Below are 21,305 nucleotides of genomic sequence, written 5' to 3' on the forward strand. Positions count from 1 at the left end.
GCTATGCCGAAATATACTTCAAATACACAGTAGACAAAGGTGGTACTGTTATTTCGATACTTTGTTCAAAACCGTGACTGGATACTGATTTGGACTCCACTAATTGTTGTCTGTGCGCAACCACTTTCACCCCACTACCGTACAAGTTCTTATCATCAGAATTAAATACCACTTGATAAACGCCTGCTTTTGGTACGCCTAATTTAAAGTGGTGAAAAACTTGCGGCGTAAAATGGCTCACAACAACGGTCAATTCCGAATGGTGTTTACCAAAACGCACAAAGCTCAATATTGATTGGTCACTGTTGTTACAGTCAATCCAGCGAAATCCTGCAGGTGACGAATCAACCTCGTAAAACGCAGGCATGTGCTGATAAAGCTTGTTTAAGGTTTTAACGGTGTGATAGATACCGTAATGAGCTTCACTTTCTAACAATGACCAATCTAAACCCTGATTGTGATCCCATTCAGTTCTTGGCGCCAACTCGCTGCCCATAAAGAGTAGTTTTTTCCCCGGGTGTGCAAACATAAAGCCATAGTATGCCCTTAAATTAGCAAACTGTTGCCAATCATCCCCGGGCATTTTACTGAGCAAAGCGCCTTTTCCATGAACAACTTCATCATGACTAAGAGGCAAGATGTAGTTCTCAGAGAATGCATACGCCATTGAGAAGGTCATTTCATGGTGATGAAATTTTCTGTGGATAGGATCTCGTTGCATAAACCCAAGGCTGTCATTCATCCACCCCATATTCCATTTGAACCCAAAGCCAAGCCCCCCATGTTCTACGCTTTGTGTGACTCCAGGCCAAGCAGTGGACTCTTCTGCAACCATCATAATGTGCGGGTTATTCTTGTAGCAAACCGCATTGCTAAATTGTAGGCAATCAATAGCGCCTAAATTTTCCCTGCCACCATATTGATTAGCAACCCACTCTCCTTCGTTTCTCGAATAATCCAGATAAAGCATAGATGCAACCGCATCGACTCTTAGACCATCCAATTTAAATTCACTTAACCAGTAGTTGGCGTTGGAGAGTAAATAACTTTTTATTTCTGGCCGGTCGTAATTAAACACACAGGTGTTCCAATCTGGGTGGAACCCTTGACGTTTGTCTGCATGCTCATAAAGATGAGTGCCGTCAAACTTATGTAGCCCATGCGGATCAGTTGGAAAGTGACCAGGCACCCAATCTAAGAGCAAACCAATTCCTCGGTCATCGCATTTCTGGCTAAAATATTTAAAGTCTTCAACAGAGCCAAATCGACTCGTGGGGGAATATAATCCAACTGGCTGATAACCCCATGAGCCGTCAAAGGGGTACTCACTGATTGGCATCAGTTGGATATGAGAGAAACCAAGGTCTTTGACGTAATCAACCAAGTCGTCTGCAAGCTCTCGATAGGTTAAATATCGGTTACCTTCTTCTTGCCGCCTTTTCCAAGACCCTAAATGTACTTCGTAGATAGAGATTGGAGCGTCGATACTATTTCTTTTACGACGTGCATCAACTTGCTCAGAGGTCATGTCAATCTTCGCTGTATTACTCTGTAATACACTTGCGGTACCTGGAGCTTGCTGCATTTTTTGTGCGAATGGATCTGATTTTTCCACGACACTGCCATCCAGTGTCGTTATTGCGAATTTGTAGCACTGATCTGGCGTTAACCCTGGCACAAATAAGTCCCATACGCCACTGGCCGGGTGCAACCGCATGAAGTGTTGGTTGGCTTGCCAGAAATTAAAATCCCCTATCACTGATACACTTTTGGCATTCGGTGCCCAAACACTAAACTGAACCCCTTGAACACTCTGGTGCTCTATAAAGCGCGCACCAAAATGTTTGTATCCGTGCTCTAAAGTTCCCTCATTGAAATAATACATCGCTTGTTCGTCAAGGGCACTTGCAAAACGATATACGTCGTCAAAGATAACTGTTGAACGGTCAAAACATACCTTTAAGCGGTAGTTTTGGGTATTAAAAGATTCATCAAACTGCGCAATGAATAAACTCGAATCAAGATACCTAGCCATTTGCGTTTCATTACCATCGACCAATACATAAATGGTGATAGCACTAGGTATAAATACCCTTAATACAAGGCCTTTATGTGTCTCTAATAACACTTCATGAGGGCCTAAAAAACTAAATGGGTCACTAAAACACCCTGATGACAACGCGTTGACCTGTACTGAATAATCTTCAATATTCACAAGCTTTTTATTTACAGAATTCATTGTTCCTTCCTGATCTCACTAAGCTGCTTGATAAAATCTTGCTGCATTCTAAAAATATCAGCTAACTCATGATTTAACTTTCGACGCCAATTGGGATACTCAGTATCAGTGCCAGGTATATTTACAGGTATCTGTTGCATGTCCAAGTCATCAAGCTGAACAGCAATCAATTGACTTGGACAACCAGCTATCACCTTCATCACCGCGCAATATATGGCGTCACTGGGGCTGTCCAAACTGTAGCAGTGATCGTTATGCATGCTTAACCAGTCTAATAAACGACTTTTCTCAGTGTCTCTTTCACTTCGTTGCTGCTGGCGCTGTGCTTGGTCAATAATGTTGTATGAAAGTTTCACATCAATATCCTTTCCATTCCACCAGCCATAAAAAGGTGGCACATCGTGGTTTGCCACCATCGTCAGTGCATTCACTCTAAATGCATCGCTGTGCTTAAATGAACCATCGTTATTTTTTTCAAAATAAAAGAGTGTATTACCGAAAATGGCTGACTCTTCTAGTGCAGTAGTTACCTCTGGTGGTACTACACCTAGATCCTCTCCAATTACGATCGTCTCATTTAAATGAGACTCTATTTTTAAAATAGCTAGTAGGTGTTCAAATGGGTAATAAACGTAACAACCTAACGCTTGCTCACCTTCAGTAAAGCACCACCAAAGCCTGCGCAGCGCCATAACGTGATCAATCCTCAACGCCCCTACTGAATGCATATTGGCCCGAACAAGGGACTTAAAATAGTGATATTTACCTGATTTGAGTTTTTGTGGGTTTGGCGCAGGAAGTCCCCAATTTTGCCCATTTTCAGCCCAAGGATCTGGCGGAGCGCCTACATTAGCGTCATTGGTAAAACAATCTCGGTAAGTTTGATACTCTAACCCTTCTTTTGTACAACCCACGGCTAGGTCATTCACCAGCCCAATTTGCATACCAAGCTGCTTAGCGAGCACTTGGTTGCGCTCCAACTGCGTTGCGCAAATCCATTGTAAAAACCATTCGAATGAACTTAATGGTAAGTTTTCGTGTGCTATTGTTTGCGTCGTTAAAAATGCTTGATAACGGCTGCATGAGTCCGATTCAATCACCCAGGCATCATAAAGCTGCTCGTAAAGACGGTATTTAGTCTCGCTGACTTTTGAGTAATCAACATACTGCCCGTCAAAAATTCTATTCTTACTCAAGTCTGACGTCGCCAAAAATCGCGACCAACATGCGTTACCAACAATATTTTGAACATCGTCTAGCGCAATATAAAGAGGATTGATCAGACATCGGTGAGAAGGGCTGTATGGGCTCGCTTTTTCAGGCTGCTCAGAAAACAGCATATGTAGTGGGTTTAGTAATATAAAATCAACACCCACACTGGCTGATTTGCTAACTAGCTCTTTCAAGTCGCCAAAATCACCAATCCCATAATTTCGATCACTTTTAAGCGTATATAACTGTAAAGAAAGTCCGATAGATTTGTTTTCGCGCTGTTCAGAATACGGGTTGTAGCATCTATTGGGCACAGACCATAACTCAGTCTTGAACGTTCCTAAACTACAACTTACTCGCATATCAAAATACCCAACGGGTAATTCACCAATTGATATTTCTAATGCAACGTAACGTTCGTTATTATGCTGGTAGTTACCCACTTCAGGACAACTAGCTAGATCTACCTCCAAGGCAAGCTGACACTTTGCAATGGCAATGTTTACCACTTCACAACGATGAGACTCGGGTACCTTTAATTCGAATACACCTAAGGCGGAGCTTGCTAAAGTAACTTCCTCAAGCATTCGCATCCATGGCGCAACGTCTAATGAAAAGTTAGTCTCATAAACATGCGCTTGATCGCTGGTATCAATTCCACAGCAGTTTAAAGCCGCATTTCTTGTTGTTTCGTCGAATACGACATACTCGCCATTGTATTTGGTAAAATCATATCCGATACCATATAGGTAATACAGTTGCTGTAATCCTTCCATTGGCGGCTAAGCCAATCTTTGCGTATCGACTATACTATTTTCACTACCAAACCCATTGGCAGCGTAACCATCGGCGTTATGGTCGTTATCCCACTCTTTGCCGTCAATAAGATAACGAAAGTGATATTTCTGCTCGGTTGGGAGTCGGTGTTTTACTCTAAAACGTTTGTCTTTTTTGCTAAACTTCATAGAGATAGGCTGCCAATCGTTGAACTCGGCAACAAGTTCGACTTTATTTGCTTCTGGGTGGGAAAATTCAAACGTGATTTCAGCTTCGTTTTTAGTTTTAAAAAAACGTTTTGTTAACATCTTGGGCTCCAAAAACCTAACCTGGTTGGTGTTCCTTGCCACAAAAGGATGTCGTATAATTAAAATCTTATACGTACACATTTTGTGAGAATAATTTAGTTCATCAAATAAACTTGTACGCCTCACAACAGTGCAATACAACTTGAATTTGCACCAGAAAAGTACATTTTTGGATAGTCAACTTGATACCTAACTGGATACAGCAAGTATCAAGCCAATGACATAAAAAAGTAGATAAGAATTATTATCATGTAAAGTGAATTAATTTGATAATTGATCTTACTCAGTGAATTTTAAAATATTTTGTTTAATCAAAGTTGAATTTATTTTGAAAATTGCACTTGATAGCAAAAGCGTGTAAAAGGTTGTAATCTCTGTGACTAATTTGATGTATACTACAGAGGTAAGAAGGATCCGGTTATCGGTTAATTTTGGATTGTCTCAATCATGCAAAATGTATTTAAAAATTTAGCTTATGGCTTAGTCAGTATCATCGTGATTGGGATTGCTGCAAACTTGACGTTTGCAAAGCATGTTTTGAATGCACAGTCAGGTCTTTTGACACTAGATACGCAAGTCGCAAACTTTACCGACGTAGACACTTCATCTCCATGGTTTCAGTTTGTTTTATATGACCAAGACTTTGTCGAACTCGATACACAATATTACGTTGTCGTAGGCAAAGAAAATGCCAGCTACATATTAGCAACCACCAGCGAAGTGTTTACGTTAGTGTGGTCTTCTCCTGCGTTACTCATGCTTTGTTTGCTTATTGCGCTATTCATTTTTTCACGACTAAAAAGCCAGTCCCATGAATCCGCGCAACTCGAAGCTTTACTCGCCATAAACAAAGACCTAACGACCTTGTTAAATGGTTTGGACATCCAACATAAAGAGTTACATTCTGGTGGTCCAATGGCGCAAATTTGTCATGCTGTTCAGGCTTTAAGTGATAACTTGCAACGAATAAAAGTGCAGTCTGATAGCCATGTCTATCAAGATAAGTTGACCAAGCTCATAGACAGACACGCGTATATTGAACACATCAGTGAACAGCTGACGGAAGCTGACAAAAGCAAAACCAAATGTGGCTTGCTTTTTATCGACTTAGACGGCTTTAAACAAGTCAATGATTCATTTGGTCATAGCTTTGGCGATGAAATTCTAATACAAGTCTCAGGGCGGCTTGAGCAAGTTGTTAGGCAGTTCCAATTAAATGACGCCCACCCTGTACATGGTTTAGACCAGAATTTGTCACGTCTTGGTGGCGACGAATTTTCCATATTCATTCCAAACTTGAGAGATACTAGTTTTTGTACAGAAGTCGCTCAAACCATACTGAGTGAAGTAGAGCGTGACTTTGTACTTGGCAATAAACTTGTAAAGATCAGTGCAAGTATTGGGATTGCCGTATTTCCTGACAGTGCGTCAACACCAAATGCACTGTTGCAAATGTCAGATGTAGCCATGTATAGGGCTAAAACAGACGGCAGAGGGATCTTTAGGGTCTATTCACCAGAAATGGGGAATAAAATCCGTCGTTACCATTACTTATTGGAAGAGTTGCGTTTGGCAATCGCCTCACAAAACTTTCAGCTGTCTTTTCAACCCATCGTTCATGTTGAAGATTGCTCGATTGATTATTTTGAAGCGCTTACTCGTTGGCATCACCCTATTGAGGGACTTATCCCCCCCTCGGAGTTCATTCCCATTGCAGAAGAGTCAAATCTTATCTTAGAGCTTGGAGATTGGATATTACTCGAGTCATGCAGACAAATGTCAGCGTGGCATAATGCCGGAATGAAAAAAGTGAAAATCTCAGTAAACGTATCGGGTATCCAATTGAAACACCGCCCTATTTATGATTGGGTCTTGAATGCACTAGATAAGTCTGGGTTACCACCGACCTCACTGATGATTGAAATAACCGAATCAACACTCATCACAGCCAGCGATGAAATCATTGCACAATTAGAGCGATGCAGAAGCGCAGGAGTTACCATCGCGATTGACGACTTCGGGACAGGATTCAGCTCTCTAAGTACGCTTGCAGATTTGCCGATCGATGTAATTAAAATTGACAAGTTGTTTATCTCTCAAGCGAAGGACAACCCTAAATACTATAAAATTTTAAATTCAATTAGTGAACTTGGGGCACAACTTGGGCTAAAAATTGTGGCTGAAGGTGTTGAACAGCTTGATCAATTTGAATTGGTTAAAGACATGGGAATATGTTGCGTTCAAGGTTATCTCGTTAGCCGCCCAGAAACGTCTAGAAATGTGGGAGATAAAGTGCTCAAGGGCAACGTCAATCACATTGCATCTACAGGAACCAGTGTCTGGTTGCCTAAAGCGAATTAGTTTCAGCGCTTATTAGCGCTGAAACTTTGTCTCTAAAATAACCGCTGAATTGGTTCTTTCCACACCATCGAGATTACCGATTTCGTCTAGCAGTTTACTCAATTGCTCCAAACTTTGTGCCTCAACAATTGCAATCATGTCGTATTCTCCGCTTATTGCGTACAAAGCCGAAATATGGTCAAGCTGTTTTAATGCATTGTTAGTTTTTGCCGTTAGCTTCTGCTTCACCTTGATGGATACGTGTGCCGATACGAGACTCCCTAAATAGTCTTGACCAAAGTCAATTTTATAGCCCTGTATCACACCACTTTGCTCAAGTTTTTGTAACCTTGACTGGACTGTTGTACGCGACATATCCAGTGTTCTTGCTAACTCAGAAATACTCGCTCGCGCGTTGCTACGCAGTACAGAAATCAACCTTTCATCTTGCTTACTTATCATATTGATCAATTCAATCGTCAATTTGACGATAATTATACTCATTTTATACAAAATTACACTGCAAATTTTCATCACTTCACGCAATAATGGCCTAATAAGAACATACACAAATTGAAACGTGTAATTGTAAGTTGAAGTAATATGAGGACGAAGTCATGCAAGTGAATCGCGAACTATTTGATGAAGTTATGGTGCCAAACTACAACCCTTCTGCAGTAATCCCTGTTAAAGGTAAAGGAGCACGTGTTTGGGATCAAAAAGGCGACGAATATATCGACTTCGCAGGCGGTATAGCTGTTAACTGCCTTGGCCATAGTCACCCTGCACTAGTGAATGCACTTAAAGAGCAAGGCGAAAAGATCTGGCACCTATCTAACGTAATGACAAATGAGCCTGCGTTGCGTTTAGCTAAAAAACTAACTGATGCAACCTTTGCTGATAAAGTCTACTTTGCTAATTCAGGTGCTGAGGCTAACGAAGCCGCATTGAAGTTAGCGCGTCGTTTTGCAATCGATAATTTCAATGAAGACAAAACACAAATTATTGCGTTCAACAAAGGATTCCATGGCCGTACATTTTTCACTGTAACCGTTGGTGGTCAAGCGGCATATTCTGATGGCTTTGGTCCTAAACCACAAGACATTATACACATCGACTACAACGATCTAGAAGCATTCGCCAAAGTTATCTCTGACAAAACGTGCGCCGTTATGATGGAACCACTGCAGGGTGAAGGCGGCATTATTTCTCCCGAAATTGAATTTGTTCAAGGTGTAAGAGAGTTGTGTGATAAGCACAATGCACTGCTTATTTTTGATGAAGTTCAAACAGGCGTTGGCCGTACTGGTGATTTATATGCATATCAGGGTCTTAATGTAACACCTGATATCTTAACAACCGCAAAAGCACTAGGTGGTGGTTTCCCAATTGGTGCCATGATCACTACAACAGAGATTGCCAAACACCTTAAGATTGGTACACACGGTTCTACGTATGGCGGTAACGCACTTGCTTGTGCAGTAGCCGAAGCCGCATTTGATACTGTAAATACACCTGAAGTTTTAAATGGTGTTAAAGAAAAAGAACAAATGTTCCGTGATGGACTAGACGCTATAAATGAAAAGTATAATGTATTTAGTGAAGTACGAGGAAAAGGCTTACTACTTGGTGGCGTGCTAAAAGGTGATTACGAAGGTAAAGCGCGTGACTTTTTAGTCGCAAGTGCAAAACACGGCCTAATGACTTTGGTTGCAGGCACTAATGTAGTGCGTTTTACACCTTCTTTGGTTATCACTGAAGAGGAAATAAAAGCTGGCTTAGCTCGTTTTGAGCTTGCTGTCGCTGATGTTGTAAACGCTTAATCATTACAGGGCGGGCCTCCGCCCTTTCAGATACTCTTATGCAAGTACTTAGACCAATTAGCAGTGAAGACTTCGCTGCGTTAAAAACCATCGCGGTAGAGTCAGGGCATGGCTTCACTTCTCTACCTGTTGATGATGAACAGTTAACAAGTAAGATTCATCGCTCACAGGAGAGTTTTGAAAAACATCTCAATGCGCCTGTGAATGAAGGGTACTTATTTGTTCTAGAAGACACTCGAACTGGAGAAATACTGGGCACAACAGCGATAGAGGCAGCTGTTGGCATGCAAGTGCCTTTGTACCATTACCATCAGGGTAAAACGGTTCATCATTCGAGCACACTAAACGTATATAATACGGTAGAGATCCTATCCATTTGTAATGACTATACGGGCAGTTCTGAGATCTGCACATTGTTCTTGCGAGAGCAATTTCGCCGTGGTCTAGCAGGTAGATTTCTATCACGTGTTCGCTTTTTATTTATGGCGCAACACAGCAATAGATTTAGCGATAAAGTCATTGCTGAAATGCGTGGTGTCAGCGATGAACATGGCCATAGCCCTTTTTGGCAGTGGCTTCAAGAACACTTTTTTAGTATTGAGTTTCCACAAGCTGATCATTTAGTTGGATTGGGAGACAAAGTGTTTATTTCTGAGCTGATGCCCAAGTACCCGATTTATGCCAACCTTCTTAGTCCAGAAGCCCAAGCAGTGATCGGCCACGTGCACGAAAAAACCAAACCAGCACTTAGGCTGCTACAAAAAGAAGGTTTCGAGCATAGAGGATATGTAGATCTTTTTGATGCAGGCCCAACAGTTGAAGCCCGTTTGGAAAATATTCGTACGGTAAGAGAAACAAAATCTGGGAACTTAATCATAGATGACCAAGTGGCAAACTCGACAGAGACATGGGCACTATCCAATGGTCAACTAGCACAATTTAGAGCCACTTTTACAACCGAAGTCCTGTGGGATGAAATATCACAAACATTTACGGTTAACAGTGAAACTGCACAAGCGCTTAAATTAAGTGCAGGCGACAAAATAAGTGGGTTCGTTTTATAACAATCAAATACGTCGTGCTTTGTCGTAATATTAACTCGCGGCCAAGCCGCTATTTTAAGGAATTGTCATTATGCACAACAATGTAGATAGCTTATTCGATAATTTATGGAGCAATTACTTAGAAGTAACGCCTTCTGCAGTAAAAGTTCATGAATTATTAGGTTCAACACAGCAAGATGATGTCATCAACGATCACATCGCATTACGTACTTTTAATCATGATAAAGTGGGACTGGAGAAGCTAGCGGCACATTTTAAAGCGGTTGGATACACTGAATGTGGTGAATATCATTTCGAAGCTAAAAAATTGTATGCAAAACACTATGAGCATAGTGATCCAAGCAAGCCGAAAGTATTCATTTCAGAGCTATTGCTTGAGAAGTGTTCTGAATCGCTACAAGCAATCGTAACAAAAATGATTGATAGCATTGATGAAAGTGCTGTTACTGCTGAAAACTTTTTATATTCAGGTACGCACTGGCAAGTCAGCAACGAAGATTACAAACAGCTGTTAGCAGAAAGCGAATACGCTGCATGGATGTCTGCATGGGGTTACCGCGCAAACCACTTTACAGTAAGCATCAACTACTTAGCAAACTTCGAAACGATTGAAGCAGTTAATCAAGCACTGAAGGATGCAGGCTTTGCATTGAATACTTCTGGCGGTGAAGTGAAAGGCTCAGCGGAAGTGTTGCTCGAGCAGTCTTCAACACTTGCAGACCACCACCCTGTTATGTTCTCTGATGGTGAGTTTGAAATCCCAAGCTGCTTCTACGAATTTGCCTTGCGTTACAACAAGCCGGATGGCGAGCTGTATACCGGCTTTGTAGCTGCATCTGCAGATAAAATCTTCGAAAGTACTAACGCTAGATAAACTATTCTGCGTTAATACTAATTGAAGTAAAACTAACTTAAACACACAAAGCAGCTTCTGGCTGCTTTTTTCTTGCTCTCCATATTTACAGCCTGTAAATTGATTTAACAAAGATAATGTAACGTCACACTCACTGAATTTTATCAAGGATAATGGAGAAGCCAGTGTACACAGCGATCCCTCCCCCAGTCTCTCTGGCGCCTTACGTCATTAACTTTTGGTACGCCCATGGCGCCACGCCTGATGTGCCACAAGCAATACATAGTGATGGCTGTATTTCTATATTGTGGGTGACTGCAGGAGAATCTCAAATCAATGACGTGTCGATATACTCGGGTGCGTTTTTGCTTGGCCCACAAACGACTTCACACCTGTGGCACTTCAAAACCAATCAACATACGATGTTTGGCGTGAGGCTGACCCCCTTAGGCGCAAAACACTTTACGACCATGCCATTAAAATATGCAAAAAACCAATGTATTGAATTGAATGAGTTGGTGAGTACAACAAAGCTCACCATGAAAATATCACAGCCACTCGCAACCCCAAGAGAGTGTATTAATACACTGAGCGCCTGGCTAGAGGCACACTTGAAACGATTCAGCTATCAACTACCCACCGCTTATAGTTTAGTCTTAAAACAAATCGAATCTAAAGCGAGGTCAAAAAAGCTTTCTCAGCTGTATGACACAATGGGCGTGAATAGTCGATGTGTCGAGAGGGCATTTATGGACGTAATGGGCATAGGTGCCAAGGAATATGCGACCCTGATGGAGGTATCGAAGTCAAGAAACGCGATTAAACACAACCCAAACAAATCGCTCACTGAAATTGCTTATGATTTGGAGTACACCGACCAATCTCATTTTATACGTCAGTTTAAAAAAGTGATGAAGATCACGCCAAAACAATATCGCATGAGGTTACCAATTTGACTAAACCGCAAGAAAAAAAGCTAAATAGGACGACATCGATCACAATTCAAGACAAGCAGGACTATCCAGCTATTGATACGAAAAAGGCCTATAAACAAGCGTTAAAGTATTGGCAAAATGAGTTACTTCATGTTCAACAAGCCTATTACCATCAAGGGCAACGTGCAGTGATTGTCTTTGAGGGGTGGGATGCTGCTGGCAAAGGCGGCGCAATACGCCGTATTACCGAAAAACTCGACCCGCGGGGCTATCAAGTTTTCCCCATCGGTGCGCCTAGCGCTGATGAGCAAGGTCGACATTACCTATTTCGGTTTTTCAATAAACTCCCTAAACCAGGCACCTTCACTATTTTTGATCGCTCCTACTATGGCAGAGTATTGGTAGAACGAGTCGAAGGGTTTGCCAACAATACAGCTTGGCAACGTGCGTATAGAGAAATTAACGAATTTGAACAACTTTTGCTCGACGATAACATTAAAGTCATAAAACTGTTTTTACATATCAGTAGCGATGAGCAACTTAAGCGATTTTCAGAGCGACTGAATAACCCATATAAACACTGGAAACTAACCCAAGAAGATATTAGAAACAGAAACAAACGCGCGGAATATGAAGTTGCTATTAACGAGATGCTGTCCAAAACAAGTACGACGAAAGCACCATGGCATATAGTTTTGGCAGATCACAAATGGTATGCCCGTGTCGAAGTACTCAAATATCTCACTTCGACACTAAGTAAAAATATGGTGGTAACCCCACCCCCTGTTGACCCGACAATTGTTGCATTGGCAGAGCAGCAATTGGGAATAAAGCAAAGAGGATGTAAGTATGAGCCGTGAAAAGGTATTGAGTAAGTATTTTAAACGTCATGATGGCTGCGAGCCTTCAAGTACACTTGCAAAGCACGAGAAAATGGCGTCCAGCCCTTTTCACTTTTTCCGCGGCTCGGCGCCATTAATGTATCAAGATATATTCGATGGTGAAATTGTGTTACCTGAGGACGCTTATGAAATTCCAGTTACGACGATTATGGGTGACTGTCATGCCAGTAACTTTGGCTTTTTAAGTGAAGAAGGATCCCATGGAGAAACATTGGTATTTACACCTAATGATTTTGACGATGCGTGCGTTGGGCATGCTGTTTGGGATATGTTTCGCTTTCTTGTCAGCTTACACTTGGCGCAACAGGCCGGTCAATTGCTGCAAGCGCGTTCAGAGGATCTCACCATACGTCAAAAACCGCTTGTTTACGCCAGTGATATACCGGAGGCACAAAAGCGCTTTCTTACTCACTATGTGCTCACTTGTGAAGCTTCATTACGAGGTGAAAACAACAGTCAAAGTGCCATCACTCAATTCGACCAAGATCATATTTTACATAAACGCTGGCAAAAAGGGTTACAGCGCTTAGTCGGAGGTTCAGCGTTTAATCTGAAGAGTAGCCTTGCAAAAAGTGTAGACTTAACCACCTGGCCTTTACGCTTTAAAGCAGATCCTCAAAAATTCGAGCCCATTCATAGCGATATAAAAACCAATTTGATCGAACAATTTAGACCATATGTTGATGATGAAATCATTGACTGTGTCGAGCGCCTTGACGCAGGAACAGGTAGCAATAATCTAAAGCGATATTACTTACTCGTTGGCCCTAGAGATCATAGCCCAGCAGAGCTTTACCATATCGTAGAAGTCAAACAACAAAACCTTGCAGCACCTTTGCACTACTTCTCAGATCTAAGTCCGATGAATCGATTGAACCAAGCGCACCTGACCGTAAATTGCCAAAGGAAAATGCAGCGACGCCCTGATCTCATCATTGATGATGCGCTTTGGCAAGGCATCCATTGGCTGGTGAGGTCGCGACATCATGCCCGTGTCGGCATTGACCCCGAGCATATTGTGCTGGGCAAACGCGCAGCACAAAAACAGGGTTTCCAACAATATGCCCAAAGTTGTGCTCAAGTCCTCGCTTATGCACATATGCGGGGGGATAGAAGATCAATGTCATTTCAACAGGCGTGTATTGACAAATTGCCAACTTTATTTGATTCGCTCATTGAGCAAGCCGCAAAATATACAGACCAAGTTAACGCCGACTGGCAATTATTTAAGTCACTCAGAAAGTAGCACCTTTGGTACATCAATAATATCACCATCGTTTGCCAAAATGAGTTCCCCTTCGAAGTTGGTTTGGGCCTCTTCTTTTAGCTTGTCTAGAAGACCTGGTCCATGATACCGAACGCTAAAATGTGTCAACACGAGACAAGCAATTTGCACAGACTGAGCAAATTGCGCCACTCTCTTAGCGTCACTATGTCCTGTATGCTTGCCTACTTTCATTAAATCACTGTGTGTAAATGTTGCTTCGTGCACTAACAGATTAACGTCACAAATATATGGTTTTAATAAGCTTGGCTTTTCATTGTCACCACACACAATGACTGCACGAGGTTTCCAACTAGGAAACGCATACTGTTGCGAGCACAGAGTTTGACCATTAAATTTTACATCTAACCCCTTTTGCAATTGATTGAAATGCGGGCCAGCTGGGATCCCATCAGCCTTGAGTGCTGCTATGCGTAGCTTATTGGGAATAAGCTTCTCTGTCACTTTGAATCCATAGCTTGGTACACGATGCTTTAAAGACATCACTTCCACCGAGCAAAAATCAAATTCTAGTCGCCCGTGTATCTCTTCGATTGATGTTGTTTTTAAATCAAAAGGCAAGGATACGTCTGTCAACGCAAACGTTGCGTGCAAATACTCTATCACTTTTTTTGGCGCAATCATGTAAACAGGTGCTTGCCTGCCAGACATTGCCATTGATGCAATCAGACCAGGAAGACCGTAGCAATGGTCTCCATGAACATGGCTAATACAGATCACACTAAGTTGATATAAAGTGAGCTTGGATTTTAATATTTGATGTTGAGTGCCTTCTCCACAATCAACCAATAGCCATTGTTTACTCTTTTCAAACCTGACAGCGGTCGCGGACATATTTCGATATGTGGTGGGACTACCTGAAGAAGTTCCTAAAAACTCTAATTGCATATACAGACTAGACAACTTTAATATAATAACTCACAGTGAGTTTAAATGAACTTTACGTTTAACAAAAGGATTGCTCCATGACCACTAACGTACATTTATATGAAATATTGGTCGTCGATATTCAACAGAACTTTGAGCCACACATAACAGAATATGATGCAACAGTAAAAATAACGCAAAAATTGCTTTCGGCCGCACAAACATTAGATATACCTACAATTGCTTTTGAACAATACCCCAAAGGATTAGGACATACTGACAGCAGGCTTTTGGCTTATTCACCGCCTGTAGTAGAAAAAACGACCTTCAGTGCAACGCCGCAAAACAGTGACTTTGCCAATAAAATAGACCATCAAAGCATTAAAGTTCTTGTCGGGCTAGAAGCCCATATTTGTGTCTATCACACCGCGACGGATTTGCTAAATCAAGGACACAGAGTTTATATCATTGCAGATGGTGTTTGCTCTAGAAACCCACAGCACAAAGCGTGGGCGTTAGAACAGCTGCGCAATGATGGGGCTAAGGTAATGAGCCTTGAAACCTTTTTATTTGAAGTGCTCAAGGACGCAAAACATGCGAAGTTCAAACAGATATCAAAACTGATCCAGTAGGTTATATCGTTAGTATTGATATGTAGCTTGAAAAATTAGGGCAGTAATATGAAAAATGAATTAAGCACAACATTGGTTTTAAAGGTGTACGAGCACATTAGCCAAAATGGACAACAATACGACCTGGGGAAGCAACTTGACGGGGTCACTGCATTTTCAGATCCCGACGGCTATACCATTTATTTAAAAGGGAGCGGTGTGTTGCTTAGGTTTGGGTTTCATAACACGTATCATTTTGAATACGACAAAGAGTCTCAAAAACAGGATTTCATGAAAAAACTCAGCCAAATAGCAGACGCCATTGATGATTGAACGACGTAACAGAGTATGTCGAACCGACAGTGCTTCGACTCAATATTTAGAAAAAGTCATTGCCGTGCTCAAAGCAGAGCCACACAAAATATCGATCCTGAAACGTAATTGTGAATACTATCAAAAGCAGCAATTTCTAAAAAAAGGATTTCAGCGTGCAATAGAACATATGCAGTGGTTGCTTGCCGTTGATGACGACGTAGAGCGGATTTGCAATCACATCATGGCAGAGGATTACATCGGCAACAAACTGAGACAATACCCTTTACTTTTTAAAGGCGTAACAACGCTTTAAACAGGAATAGTCTAAGCCAGAAAAAATAAGAAAAACAAATAGTTCATTAATTGGCCAAGTCACTAGCTAGTGCAAGTTGTATCGGCACTTGCGCTGCGCCCTTCATCACTGTTACTTGTAATTTTATCTCATTTTCACTTCTAGTTAACTTTAATAAATGACCACTGAACGAAAAAGTGGTAAGGTATGCCGCATTTTTTGGAACCGAGAAAATTTGCTATGTCGAATGCAGTAGAGACTAAAGCTAAACAAGACTCACAATCTCCTGAGCAACAAAGTGGCTTATTTAACCGCTTTTTAGCGACAGTTGAATTTTTAGGGAATATGCTTCCTCACCCTATTACGCTTTTTGCGATGTTCTGTATTGCAATTGTTTTATTCAGTGGCATTGCCGACTGGATGGGATTAAGCGCAATAGACCCTCGACCTGAAGGCGCAAAAGGCCGTGATGCTGATGGAGTTATCGAAGTAGTTAGCTTGATGAGCGCCGAAGGCTTACAAAAGATTGTTACAGGACTCGTAACAAACTTCACTGGCTTTGCTCCGCTTGGTACTGTGCTAGTTGCATTGCTAGGTGTGAGTGTTGCTGAACATTCTGGTATGTTATCAGCGGCAATGCGCGGTATGGTAATGGGTGCATCAAAACGCCTCGTAACTTTCATGGTTGTTTTTGCAGCTATTTTATCTAATACAGCTTCTGAACTCGGTTATGTTGTCCTGATCCCACTGGCAGCGATGATTTTCCACAGTTTAGGCAGACACCCACTAGCAGGTCTAGCAGCTGCGTTTGCAGGTGTGTCTGGAGGTTACAGTGCCAACCTACTGCTTGGTACCATTGACCCACTTCTCGCTGGGATCACAACGCCAGCCGCTCAGATGATTGATCCAACATACCAAGTTGGCCCTGAGGCGAACTGGTACTTCATGATGATATCTGTATTCTTGATTGCCATCGTTGGTACACTAGTCACAGAAAAAATTGTTGAGCCGAGACTCGGTAAATACAACCCTGAAGAAGCTAGTATCGATTTGTCAGAGAACAATATTGAGCACTTAACTGACAAAGAAAAGTCTGGTTTAAAATGGGCTGGTGTTGCCTTACTGGTAGTTTCAGCGTTACTTGCACTGACAATCGTGCCTGAAGACGGTATTTTACGTCACCCTGAAACTGGAGCGGTTGCAGGTTCCCCTTTCTTAAAAGGCATCGTTGTATTTATTTTCGTGACCTTTGCCATTCCAGGTTTTGTATATGGACGGGTTGTGGGCACTATGAAAAATGATCGTGATGTGATTGACGCTATGAGTAAGAGCATGAGTTCAATGGGCATGTATATCGTACTCGTTTTCTTTGCTGCGCAGTTTGTTGCTTTCTTCAAATGGACTAATTTAGGTACAATCTTGGCAATTAATGGGGCAGCATTACTGCAAGCCTTGAATCTGACCGGGCCTGAAGTCTTTGTCTTGTTCATTCTAATGTGTGCCCTGGTTAATTTAAGCTTAGGTTCCTCGTCAGCACAATGGGCGGTGACAGCCCCTATCTTTGTTCCAATGCTGATGTTAGTTGGCTATGCACCTGAAACAATTCAAGCTGCATACCGTATTGGTGACTCAGTAACGAACTTGATTACACCAATGATGAGTTACTTTGGTCTAATACTGGCAGTCGCCACTAAATATAAAAAAGACATGGGAATTGGTACGCTCGTAGCGACAATGCTCCCTTACAGTATGTTCTTCTTTATTGGCTGGGTTGCACTATTTTACATTTGGGTGTTCGGATTTGGCTTACCAGTTGGTCCAAATTCGCCAATCTATTACACGCCTTAGCCTTTTTGGAGCATTATGTGCTAACTCACATAATGCTCCAATTCACTTCTGTTAATACAAAACACACTTCATTAGAATAATCATAATCTTTTGAAATTTGCTTGGCCCCTCTTCCTAAAAAATACCTCGTTGGGGTAAAATCTTTAACGCTAGAGAAAGTATTGGTTAATAATGTAAACATTCTTTACCGGATATATAATTTTGAATAAAAATAGAGCATTTTATTTGTTATTATTCAAATGCTGTCCTAAAGTGCTTATGGAATTACCAAAAAAGGAGCTTTCCAGCCAATAAAAACTTGATGATAAGGCCAGCTATGTACACTTTGTTTTACTACCCCCGCAATGCCAGTCTCGCCCCACATTTTGTTCTAGAAGCATTGAATGTCCCATACCAACTAGAGCTTGTAGATAGAAAGAAACAAGCCCACAAATCTGCACAATATTTACGGCTAAACCCTACCGGACGGATCCCCACCTTAGTTGACGATGATTTTGTGTTATTTGAAAGCGGTGCTATTTGTTTATACCTCGCCGAGAAGCACCCAGAGTCTCTGATGATACCTTCAGATCCTCACAAAAAAGGTGAGTTTTACCAATGGCTTATGTACTTTACGACAACAGTACAAGCCGAGCTCATGATTTACTTCTACCCTGAGCGGCATACTCAAAGTGCTTTAATGTACGATGACATAGTTAAAACACAACAAAGTCGCTTAGTCAGTATGTTTGAGATCATAAATCGACATTTAGCAGATAAAAATTATGTTGTAGATGATCAATTCACAATATGTGATTGCTATTTGTTTATGCTTTGTGTGTGGGCAGACGAACTGAACAAACCGCCCCTACAATTTGAACACCTATCAAACTACCTAAGGTTTTTGGCTAAGCACCCTGTGATCAAAAAAGTATGCGAAACAGAACAGACTGATTTAAGTCCTTACAAATAATCTTATTTTGGCGGTAACTTTTACCGCCTAGTTCGCCAACTCGGATACATTTAACTTCAATTTAGATTCAATTTTACATAATAAAAATACGGATTTTCCTTATCCTAAAGTGAATTGCTGAAACTATGGTATGCATTCTAAAATTCTAAACAGCAACTTCATATTATTTTACTAACACGTTAGTATATTCCGAACCACGTTTCCTTAGTTTAATTAAATGTCTATTATTCAATCCCGGTACGATAAACTCGTTAATGAAAACATCCTCACTCTCGACCAATCTCAAAGCAATGCTATCTCCGCGCTAGACAACCTATTGGTGAACATCACGAGCAATCGTAAAACGAAAGGCATTTATTTGTATGGGCCTGTCGGACGGGGCAAATCTTTCTTAATGGACTTATTTTTTGAATCACTTGAATCGTCAAATAAACAACGGCTTCACTTTCATCACTTTATGGCGAAAATCCACCAGCAGTTGAGAGAAATACAAGGTGTGAAGAACCCTTTACAAAACCTAGCGAAGCAATGGGCAACACACACCAAAGTACTCTGCTTCGATGAATTCTTTGTAAAGGATATTGGTGATGCAATGATACTCGCTGGGCTCTTAGAGGCATTTATCAAACACGGTATCATATTTGTAACTACATCCAACACTCACCCGAGTGAACTATACAAAAATGGCTTACAACGTAGTCGATTTGAGCCGACAATTAAGCTACTGTTGTCGCAATGTAACGTGGTTAATGTTTGCGGGGAGTTTGATCATCGGTTTAAAAATGGCTTCAGTAGTCGCTACTATTTTGTTAAAAATCAGACAAAGTTCGACTCTGTTTTTAGGCATATTTCCGGAGTCAAACGCCAAAGGACGATAGAGGTAAATGGTAGGCCTATTTTCATAGAAGGCGCCTGTCAAACAGCTATTTTGGCAAACTTCCTTGAGCTCTGCTCTTCCCCAAGATCCACATCTGATTACATAGAACTTGCCAATCAGTATGAAGTCATTTTTGTTAGCGGTGTTCAGCAAATGGGCGTATCTGTTGAGAATGGAAAAAATGCGCAAGGTATAGAAGAAGGGTATATTCGCCCACAGCAAAACTACGCAACACATACACTTGATGATGAAGCCAGAAGATTTATCGCATTGGTGGATGAATGTTATGACCGCAAAAAGCTGGTGGTGATTTCAACAGAGGTCGAATTAGGGTCACTGTATCTGGGGGAACAACTGGCATTTGAGTTCGAGCGAACAAAAAGCAGACTGGTTGAGATGCAATCCTGGCAGTTAGTCGGCTTGCCAATCACAGCATAAAGGAGATTTGAAAGAGGCGAGTAAAGTTCACCTCTTTCTATATTAGCTAGATTTACTTGTCTAACTTTAGCTTCACACCTTTTAGCCTGCTTCTTACAGAACTAATTTTATTGCGGTTTTTGGCTCTCGCCTCACCACTTGCCTGGTTACTCGGTCTATTGGTACGGACTTTTCTTCTTTGGTGGCTCGGCTTTTTACTCAAGTTTTCGATTAAATTGTCACGATTTGCCACCTCGTAACCAGGTAAATAATAACGTTTAATTTTTTGCCCAATTAATGTTTCGATGTGCAGTAAGAACTGCTCCTCTTCACGGCTGACAAAAGAAATTGCCTGGCCGCTGTTACCTGCACGACCTGTTCGACCAATTCTATGAACATAATCTTCGGCTAAATAAGGGAGATCATAGTTAACTACACGCGGTAAGCCTTCAATGTCGATTCCTCGCGCGGCAACTTCAGTTGCAACAAGTACACGAACCTTGCCTTCTTTAAACTCTCTTAAAGCACGGCGCCTTGCTCCCTGTTTCTTGTCGCCATGACACACAGTGGCCGCAATCCCGTCTAGCGCTAATTCTTGAACAATCGTATCCGCATCATCTTTCATATTGACGAATACCAATACCTGTTGCCAGTTTTTCTTACCGATCAGTTCAGAGAGCAACTCTTTTTTACGTTGCTGTTCAACCGGATACACAACATGGCGAACAGTTTCAGCAGTGGTATTCTCAGGAGTGGTTTGGACGAGCTTAGGGTCTTTGAGTACTTGCTTGGCGAATTGTTTAACTTCCGAAGGGAAAGTGGCAGAGAACAACAAAAGCTGTTTATCTTCTCGAGCAAGGCCAATTACTCTGCGCATTTCATCAATAAAGCCCATGTCTAACATACGGTCCGCTTCGTCGAGTACTAGATGTTCGATGTTTGACAAATCAACGCTTCCCAAACGAACTAAGTCTAATAAGCGACCCGGTGTCGCTACAACAATATCTGCACCTTTCGCCAGACGCTGTGATTGACCTTCTACATTCACACCACCAAAAACAGCGACTGTACGCAGTGACGTATATTTAGAAAAAGATTCGCAATTGACGGCAATCTGCTCAGCTAACTCTCGAGTAGGTGCTAAAACAAGTGCACGTGGTGAATTTGATGATGTGCCCTTTAGCAGGTTATGGATCACAGGTAGCGCAAATGCCGCGGTTTTACCCGTCCCTGTTTGCGCTGTAGCCAGGACATCATGCCCCTTTCTAATCACAGGAATGGCCGCCTGTTGAATAGGAGTGAGCTCTTTGAAGCCGATTTCATCTAAGGCTTCTAACAAAGGCTCCGGGAAACTAAACGATTTAAAATTCATAACAACAAACCTGCGA

At 41.6% G+C, this 21,305-nt stretch carries 19 protein-coding genes; 13 read left to right on the forward strand and 6 right to left on the reverse strand.

Annotated elements, in window-relative coordinates; genetic code table 11:
• Position 1: 1 nt before the first annotated feature.
• The 3 genes from glgB to L1286_RS00970 are packed head-to-tail and all read right to left on the reverse strand — an operon-like array spanning position 2 to position 4,536.
• Entirely contained in the window at positions 2 to 2,239 is a 2,238-nt protein-coding gene (gene glgB, locus L1286_RS00960) for a 1,4-alpha-glucan branching protein GlgB (RefSeq protein ID WP_235405021.1), read from the reverse strand.
• Positions 2,236 to 4,227 (reverse strand): 4-alpha-glucanotransferase, encoded by a 1,992-nt coding sequence (gene malQ / locus L1286_RS00965; RefSeq protein ID WP_235405022.1) that lies wholly within the window; start codon positions 4,225 to 4,227, stop codon positions 2,236 to 2,238. Before malQ ends, glgB begins: the two co-directional genes overlap by 4 nt.
• A 6-nt stretch (positions 4,228 to 4,233) precedes the next feature.
• Positions 4,234 to 4,536 (reverse strand): isoamylase early set domain-containing protein, encoded by a 303-nt coding sequence (locus L1286_RS00970; protein ID WP_235405024.1) that lies wholly within the window; start codon positions 4,534 to 4,536, stop codon positions 4,234 to 4,236.
• 447 nt (positions 4,537 to 4,983) lie between these two features.
• On the opposite strand from L1286_RS00970, the gene L1286_RS00975 reads away from it, so the two are divergent.
• Positions 4,984 to 6,897 carry a putative bifunctional diguanylate cyclase/phosphodiesterase gene (locus tag L1286_RS00975; RefSeq protein WP_235405025.1) on the forward strand — a complete coding sequence of 638 codons (1,914 nt, stop codon included), beginning with the start codon at positions 4,984 to 4,986 and terminating at the stop codon, positions 6,895 to 6,897.
• 12 nt (positions 6,898 to 6,909) lie between these two features.
• Here L1286_RS00975 and L1286_RS00980 read toward each other — a convergent pair whose 3' ends face one another.
• Positions 6,910 to 7,338, reverse strand: coding sequence for an Lrp/AsnC family transcriptional regulator (locus L1286_RS00980; RefSeq protein ID WP_235405215.1), 429 nt, complete (start codon positions 7,336 to 7,338; stop codon positions 6,910 to 6,912).
• Between the two features lie 155 nt (positions 7,339 to 7,493).
• On the opposite strand from L1286_RS00980, the gene L1286_RS00985 reads away from it, so the two are divergent.
• From L1286_RS00985 to L1286_RS01010, 6 genes are all read left to right on the forward strand, one after another.
• A complete protein-coding gene (locus L1286_RS00985; RefSeq protein WP_235405026.1) occupies positions 7,494 to 8,699 on the forward strand; it encodes an aspartate aminotransferase family protein in 1,206 nt (401 codons plus the stop codon).
• 38 nt (positions 8,700 to 8,737) lie between these two features.
• Positions 8,738 to 9,763 (forward strand): arginine N-succinyltransferase, encoded by a 1,026-nt coding sequence (gene astA, locus L1286_RS00990; RefSeq protein ID WP_235405027.1) that lies wholly within the window; start codon positions 8,738 to 8,740, stop codon positions 9,761 to 9,763.
• 70 nt (positions 9,764 to 9,833) lie between these two features.
• Positions 9,834 to 10,637 (forward strand): DUF1338 domain-containing protein, encoded by an 804-nt coding sequence (locus L1286_RS00995; RefSeq protein WP_235405029.1) that lies wholly within the window; start codon positions 9,834 to 9,836, stop codon positions 10,635 to 10,637.
• Between the two features lie 164 nt (positions 10,638 to 10,801).
• Positions 10,802 to 11,572, forward strand: a complete 771-nt coding sequence (locus L1286_RS24200) for a helix-turn-helix domain-containing protein (RefSeq protein WP_235405031.1) — start codon at positions 10,802 to 10,804, stop codon at positions 11,570 to 11,572.
• Complete coding sequence (locus L1286_RS01005) at positions 11,569 to 12,411, forward strand: polyphosphate kinase 2 family protein (protein ID WP_235405032.1); 843 nt, start codon at positions 11,569 to 11,571, stop codon at positions 12,409 to 12,411. The genes L1286_RS24200 and L1286_RS01005 overlap by 4 nt, the downstream gene beginning before the upstream one ends.
• Positions 12,401 to 13,699: a DUF2252 family protein gene (locus L1286_RS01010; RefSeq protein ID WP_235405034.1), complete on the forward strand. Its 1,299-nt coding sequence runs from the start codon at positions 12,401 to 12,403 to the stop codon at positions 13,697 to 13,699. Before L1286_RS01005 ends, L1286_RS01010 begins: the two co-directional genes overlap by 11 nt.
• On the opposite strand, the gene L1286_RS01015 is transcribed toward L1286_RS01010, so the two are convergent.
• Entirely contained in the window at positions 13,685 to 14,626 is a 942-nt protein-coding gene (locus tag L1286_RS01015) for a ribonuclease Z (RefSeq protein WP_235405035.1), read from the reverse strand. The two genes, L1286_RS01010 and L1286_RS01015, sit on opposite strands and share 15 nt — an antisense overlap.
• A gap of 77 nt (positions 14,627 to 14,703) precedes the next feature.
• On the opposite strand from L1286_RS01015, the gene L1286_RS01020 reads away from it, so the two are divergent.
• From L1286_RS01020 to zapE, 6 genes are all read left to right on the forward strand, one after another.
• The gene (locus L1286_RS01020; protein ID WP_235405037.1) at positions 14,704 to 15,237 is read left to right on the forward strand and encodes an isochorismatase family protein; all 534 of its coding nucleotides are present in this window, start codon (positions 14,704 to 14,706) and stop codon (positions 15,235 to 15,237) included.
• A gap of 48 nt (positions 15,238 to 15,285) precedes the next feature.
• Entirely contained in the window at positions 15,286 to 15,549 is a 264-nt protein-coding gene (locus L1286_RS01025; RefSeq protein WP_235405039.1) for a DUF3081 domain-containing protein, read from the forward strand.
• The gene (locus L1286_RS01030) at positions 15,542 to 15,844 is read left to right on the forward strand and encodes a hypothetical protein (protein ID WP_235405041.1); all 303 of its coding nucleotides are present in this window, start codon (positions 15,542 to 15,544) and stop codon (positions 15,842 to 15,844) included. The genes L1286_RS01025 and L1286_RS01030 overlap by 8 nt, the downstream gene beginning before the upstream one ends.
• Before the next feature lie 219 nt (positions 15,845 to 16,063).
• Positions 16,064 to 17,671 carry an AbgT family transporter gene (locus L1286_RS01035; protein ID WP_235405216.1) on the forward strand — a complete coding sequence of 536 codons (1,608 nt, stop codon included), beginning with the start codon at positions 16,064 to 16,066 and terminating at the stop codon, positions 17,669 to 17,671.
• Positions 17,672 to 17,987: 316 nt separating this feature from the next.
• A complete protein-coding gene (locus L1286_RS01040) occupies positions 17,988 to 18,623 on the forward strand; it encodes a glutathione S-transferase family protein (RefSeq protein WP_235405043.1) in 636 nt (211 codons plus the stop codon).
• Between the two features lie 217 nt (positions 18,624 to 18,840).
• The gene (zapE, locus tag L1286_RS01045; RefSeq protein ID WP_235405045.1) at positions 18,841 to 19,938 is read left to right on the forward strand and encodes a cell division protein ZapE; all 1,098 of its coding nucleotides are present in this window, start codon (positions 18,841 to 18,843) and stop codon (positions 19,936 to 19,938) included.
• A 52-nt stretch (positions 19,939 to 19,990) separates the two neighbouring features.
• On the opposite strand, the gene L1286_RS01050 is transcribed toward zapE, so the two are convergent.
• A complete protein-coding gene (locus L1286_RS01050) occupies positions 19,991 to 21,289 on the reverse strand; it encodes a DEAD/DEAH box helicase (RefSeq protein WP_235405047.1) in 1,299 nt (432 codons plus the stop codon).
• Between the last annotated feature and the right edge of the window lie 16 nt (positions 21,290 to 21,305).

The organism is Pseudoalteromonas sp. SMS1, assembly GCF_021530565.1.
GTDB lineage: Bacteria > Pseudomonadota > Gammaproteobacteria > Enterobacterales > Alteromonadaceae > Pseudoalteromonas.

Excerpts from the sequence above, each read along its gene's own strand:
- L1286_RS01035 (WP_235405216.1), top strand. The coding sequence starts at position 16,064 with ATGTCGAATGCAGTAGAGACTAAAGCTAAACAAGACTCACAATCTCCT.
- L1286_RS01020 (WP_235405037.1), top strand. The coding sequence starts at position 14,704 with ATGACCACTAACGTACATTTATATGAAATATTGGTCGTCGATATTCAA.
- L1286_RS01040 (WP_235405043.1), top strand. The coding sequence starts at position 17,988 with ATGTACACTTTGTTTTACTACCCCCGCAATGCCAGTCTCGCCCCACAT.
- L1286_RS01050 (WP_235405047.1), bottom strand. The coding sequence starts at position 21,289 with ATGAATTTTAAATCGTTTAGTTTCCCGGAGCCTTTGTTAGAAGCCTTA.
- L1286_RS01010 (WP_235405034.1), top strand. The coding sequence starts at position 12,401 with ATGAGCCGTGAAAAGGTATTGAGTAAGTATTTTAAACGTCATGATGGC.
- L1286_RS00995 (WP_235405029.1), top strand. The coding sequence starts at position 9,834 with ATGCACAACAATGTAGATAGCTTATTCGATAATTTATGGAGCAATTAC.
- astA (WP_235405027.1), top strand. The coding sequence starts at position 8,738 with ATGCAAGTACTTAGACCAATTAGCAGTGAAGACTTCGCTGCGTTAAAA.
- glgB (WP_235405021.1), bottom strand. The coding sequence starts at position 2,239 with ATGAATTCTGTAAATAAAAAGCTTGTGAATATTGAAGATTATTCAGTA.
- L1286_RS01025 (WP_235405039.1), top strand. The coding sequence starts at position 15,286 with ATGAAAAATGAATTAAGCACAACATTGGTTTTAAAGGTGTACGAGCAC.
- L1286_RS00985 (WP_235405026.1), top strand. The coding sequence starts at position 7,494 with ATGCAAGTGAATCGCGAACTATTTGATGAAGTTATGGTGCCAAACTAC.
- L1286_RS01015 (WP_235405035.1), bottom strand. The coding sequence starts at position 14,626 with ATGCAATTAGAGTTTTTAGGAACTTCTTCAGGTAGTCCCACCACATAT.
- L1286_RS01030 (WP_235405041.1), top strand. The coding sequence starts at position 15,542 with ATGATTGAACGACGTAACAGAGTATGTCGAACCGACAGTGCTTCGACT.
- L1286_RS00970 (WP_235405024.1), bottom strand. The coding sequence starts at position 4,536 with ATGTTAACAAAACGTTTTTTTAAAACTAAAAACGAAGCTGAAATCACG.
- zapE (WP_235405045.1), top strand. The coding sequence starts at position 18,841 with ATGTCTATTATTCAATCCCGGTACGATAAACTCGTTAATGAAAACATC.
- malQ (WP_235405022.1), bottom strand. The coding sequence starts at position 4,227 with ATGGAAGGATTACAGCAACTGTATTACCTATATGGTATCGGATATGAT.
- L1286_RS00980 (WP_235405215.1), bottom strand. The coding sequence starts at position 7,338 with ATGATAAGTAAGCAAGATGAAAGGTTGATTTCTGTACTGCGTAGCAAC.
- L1286_RS00975 (WP_235405025.1), top strand. The coding sequence starts at position 4,984 with ATGCAAAATGTATTTAAAAATTTAGCTTATGGCTTAGTCAGTATCATC.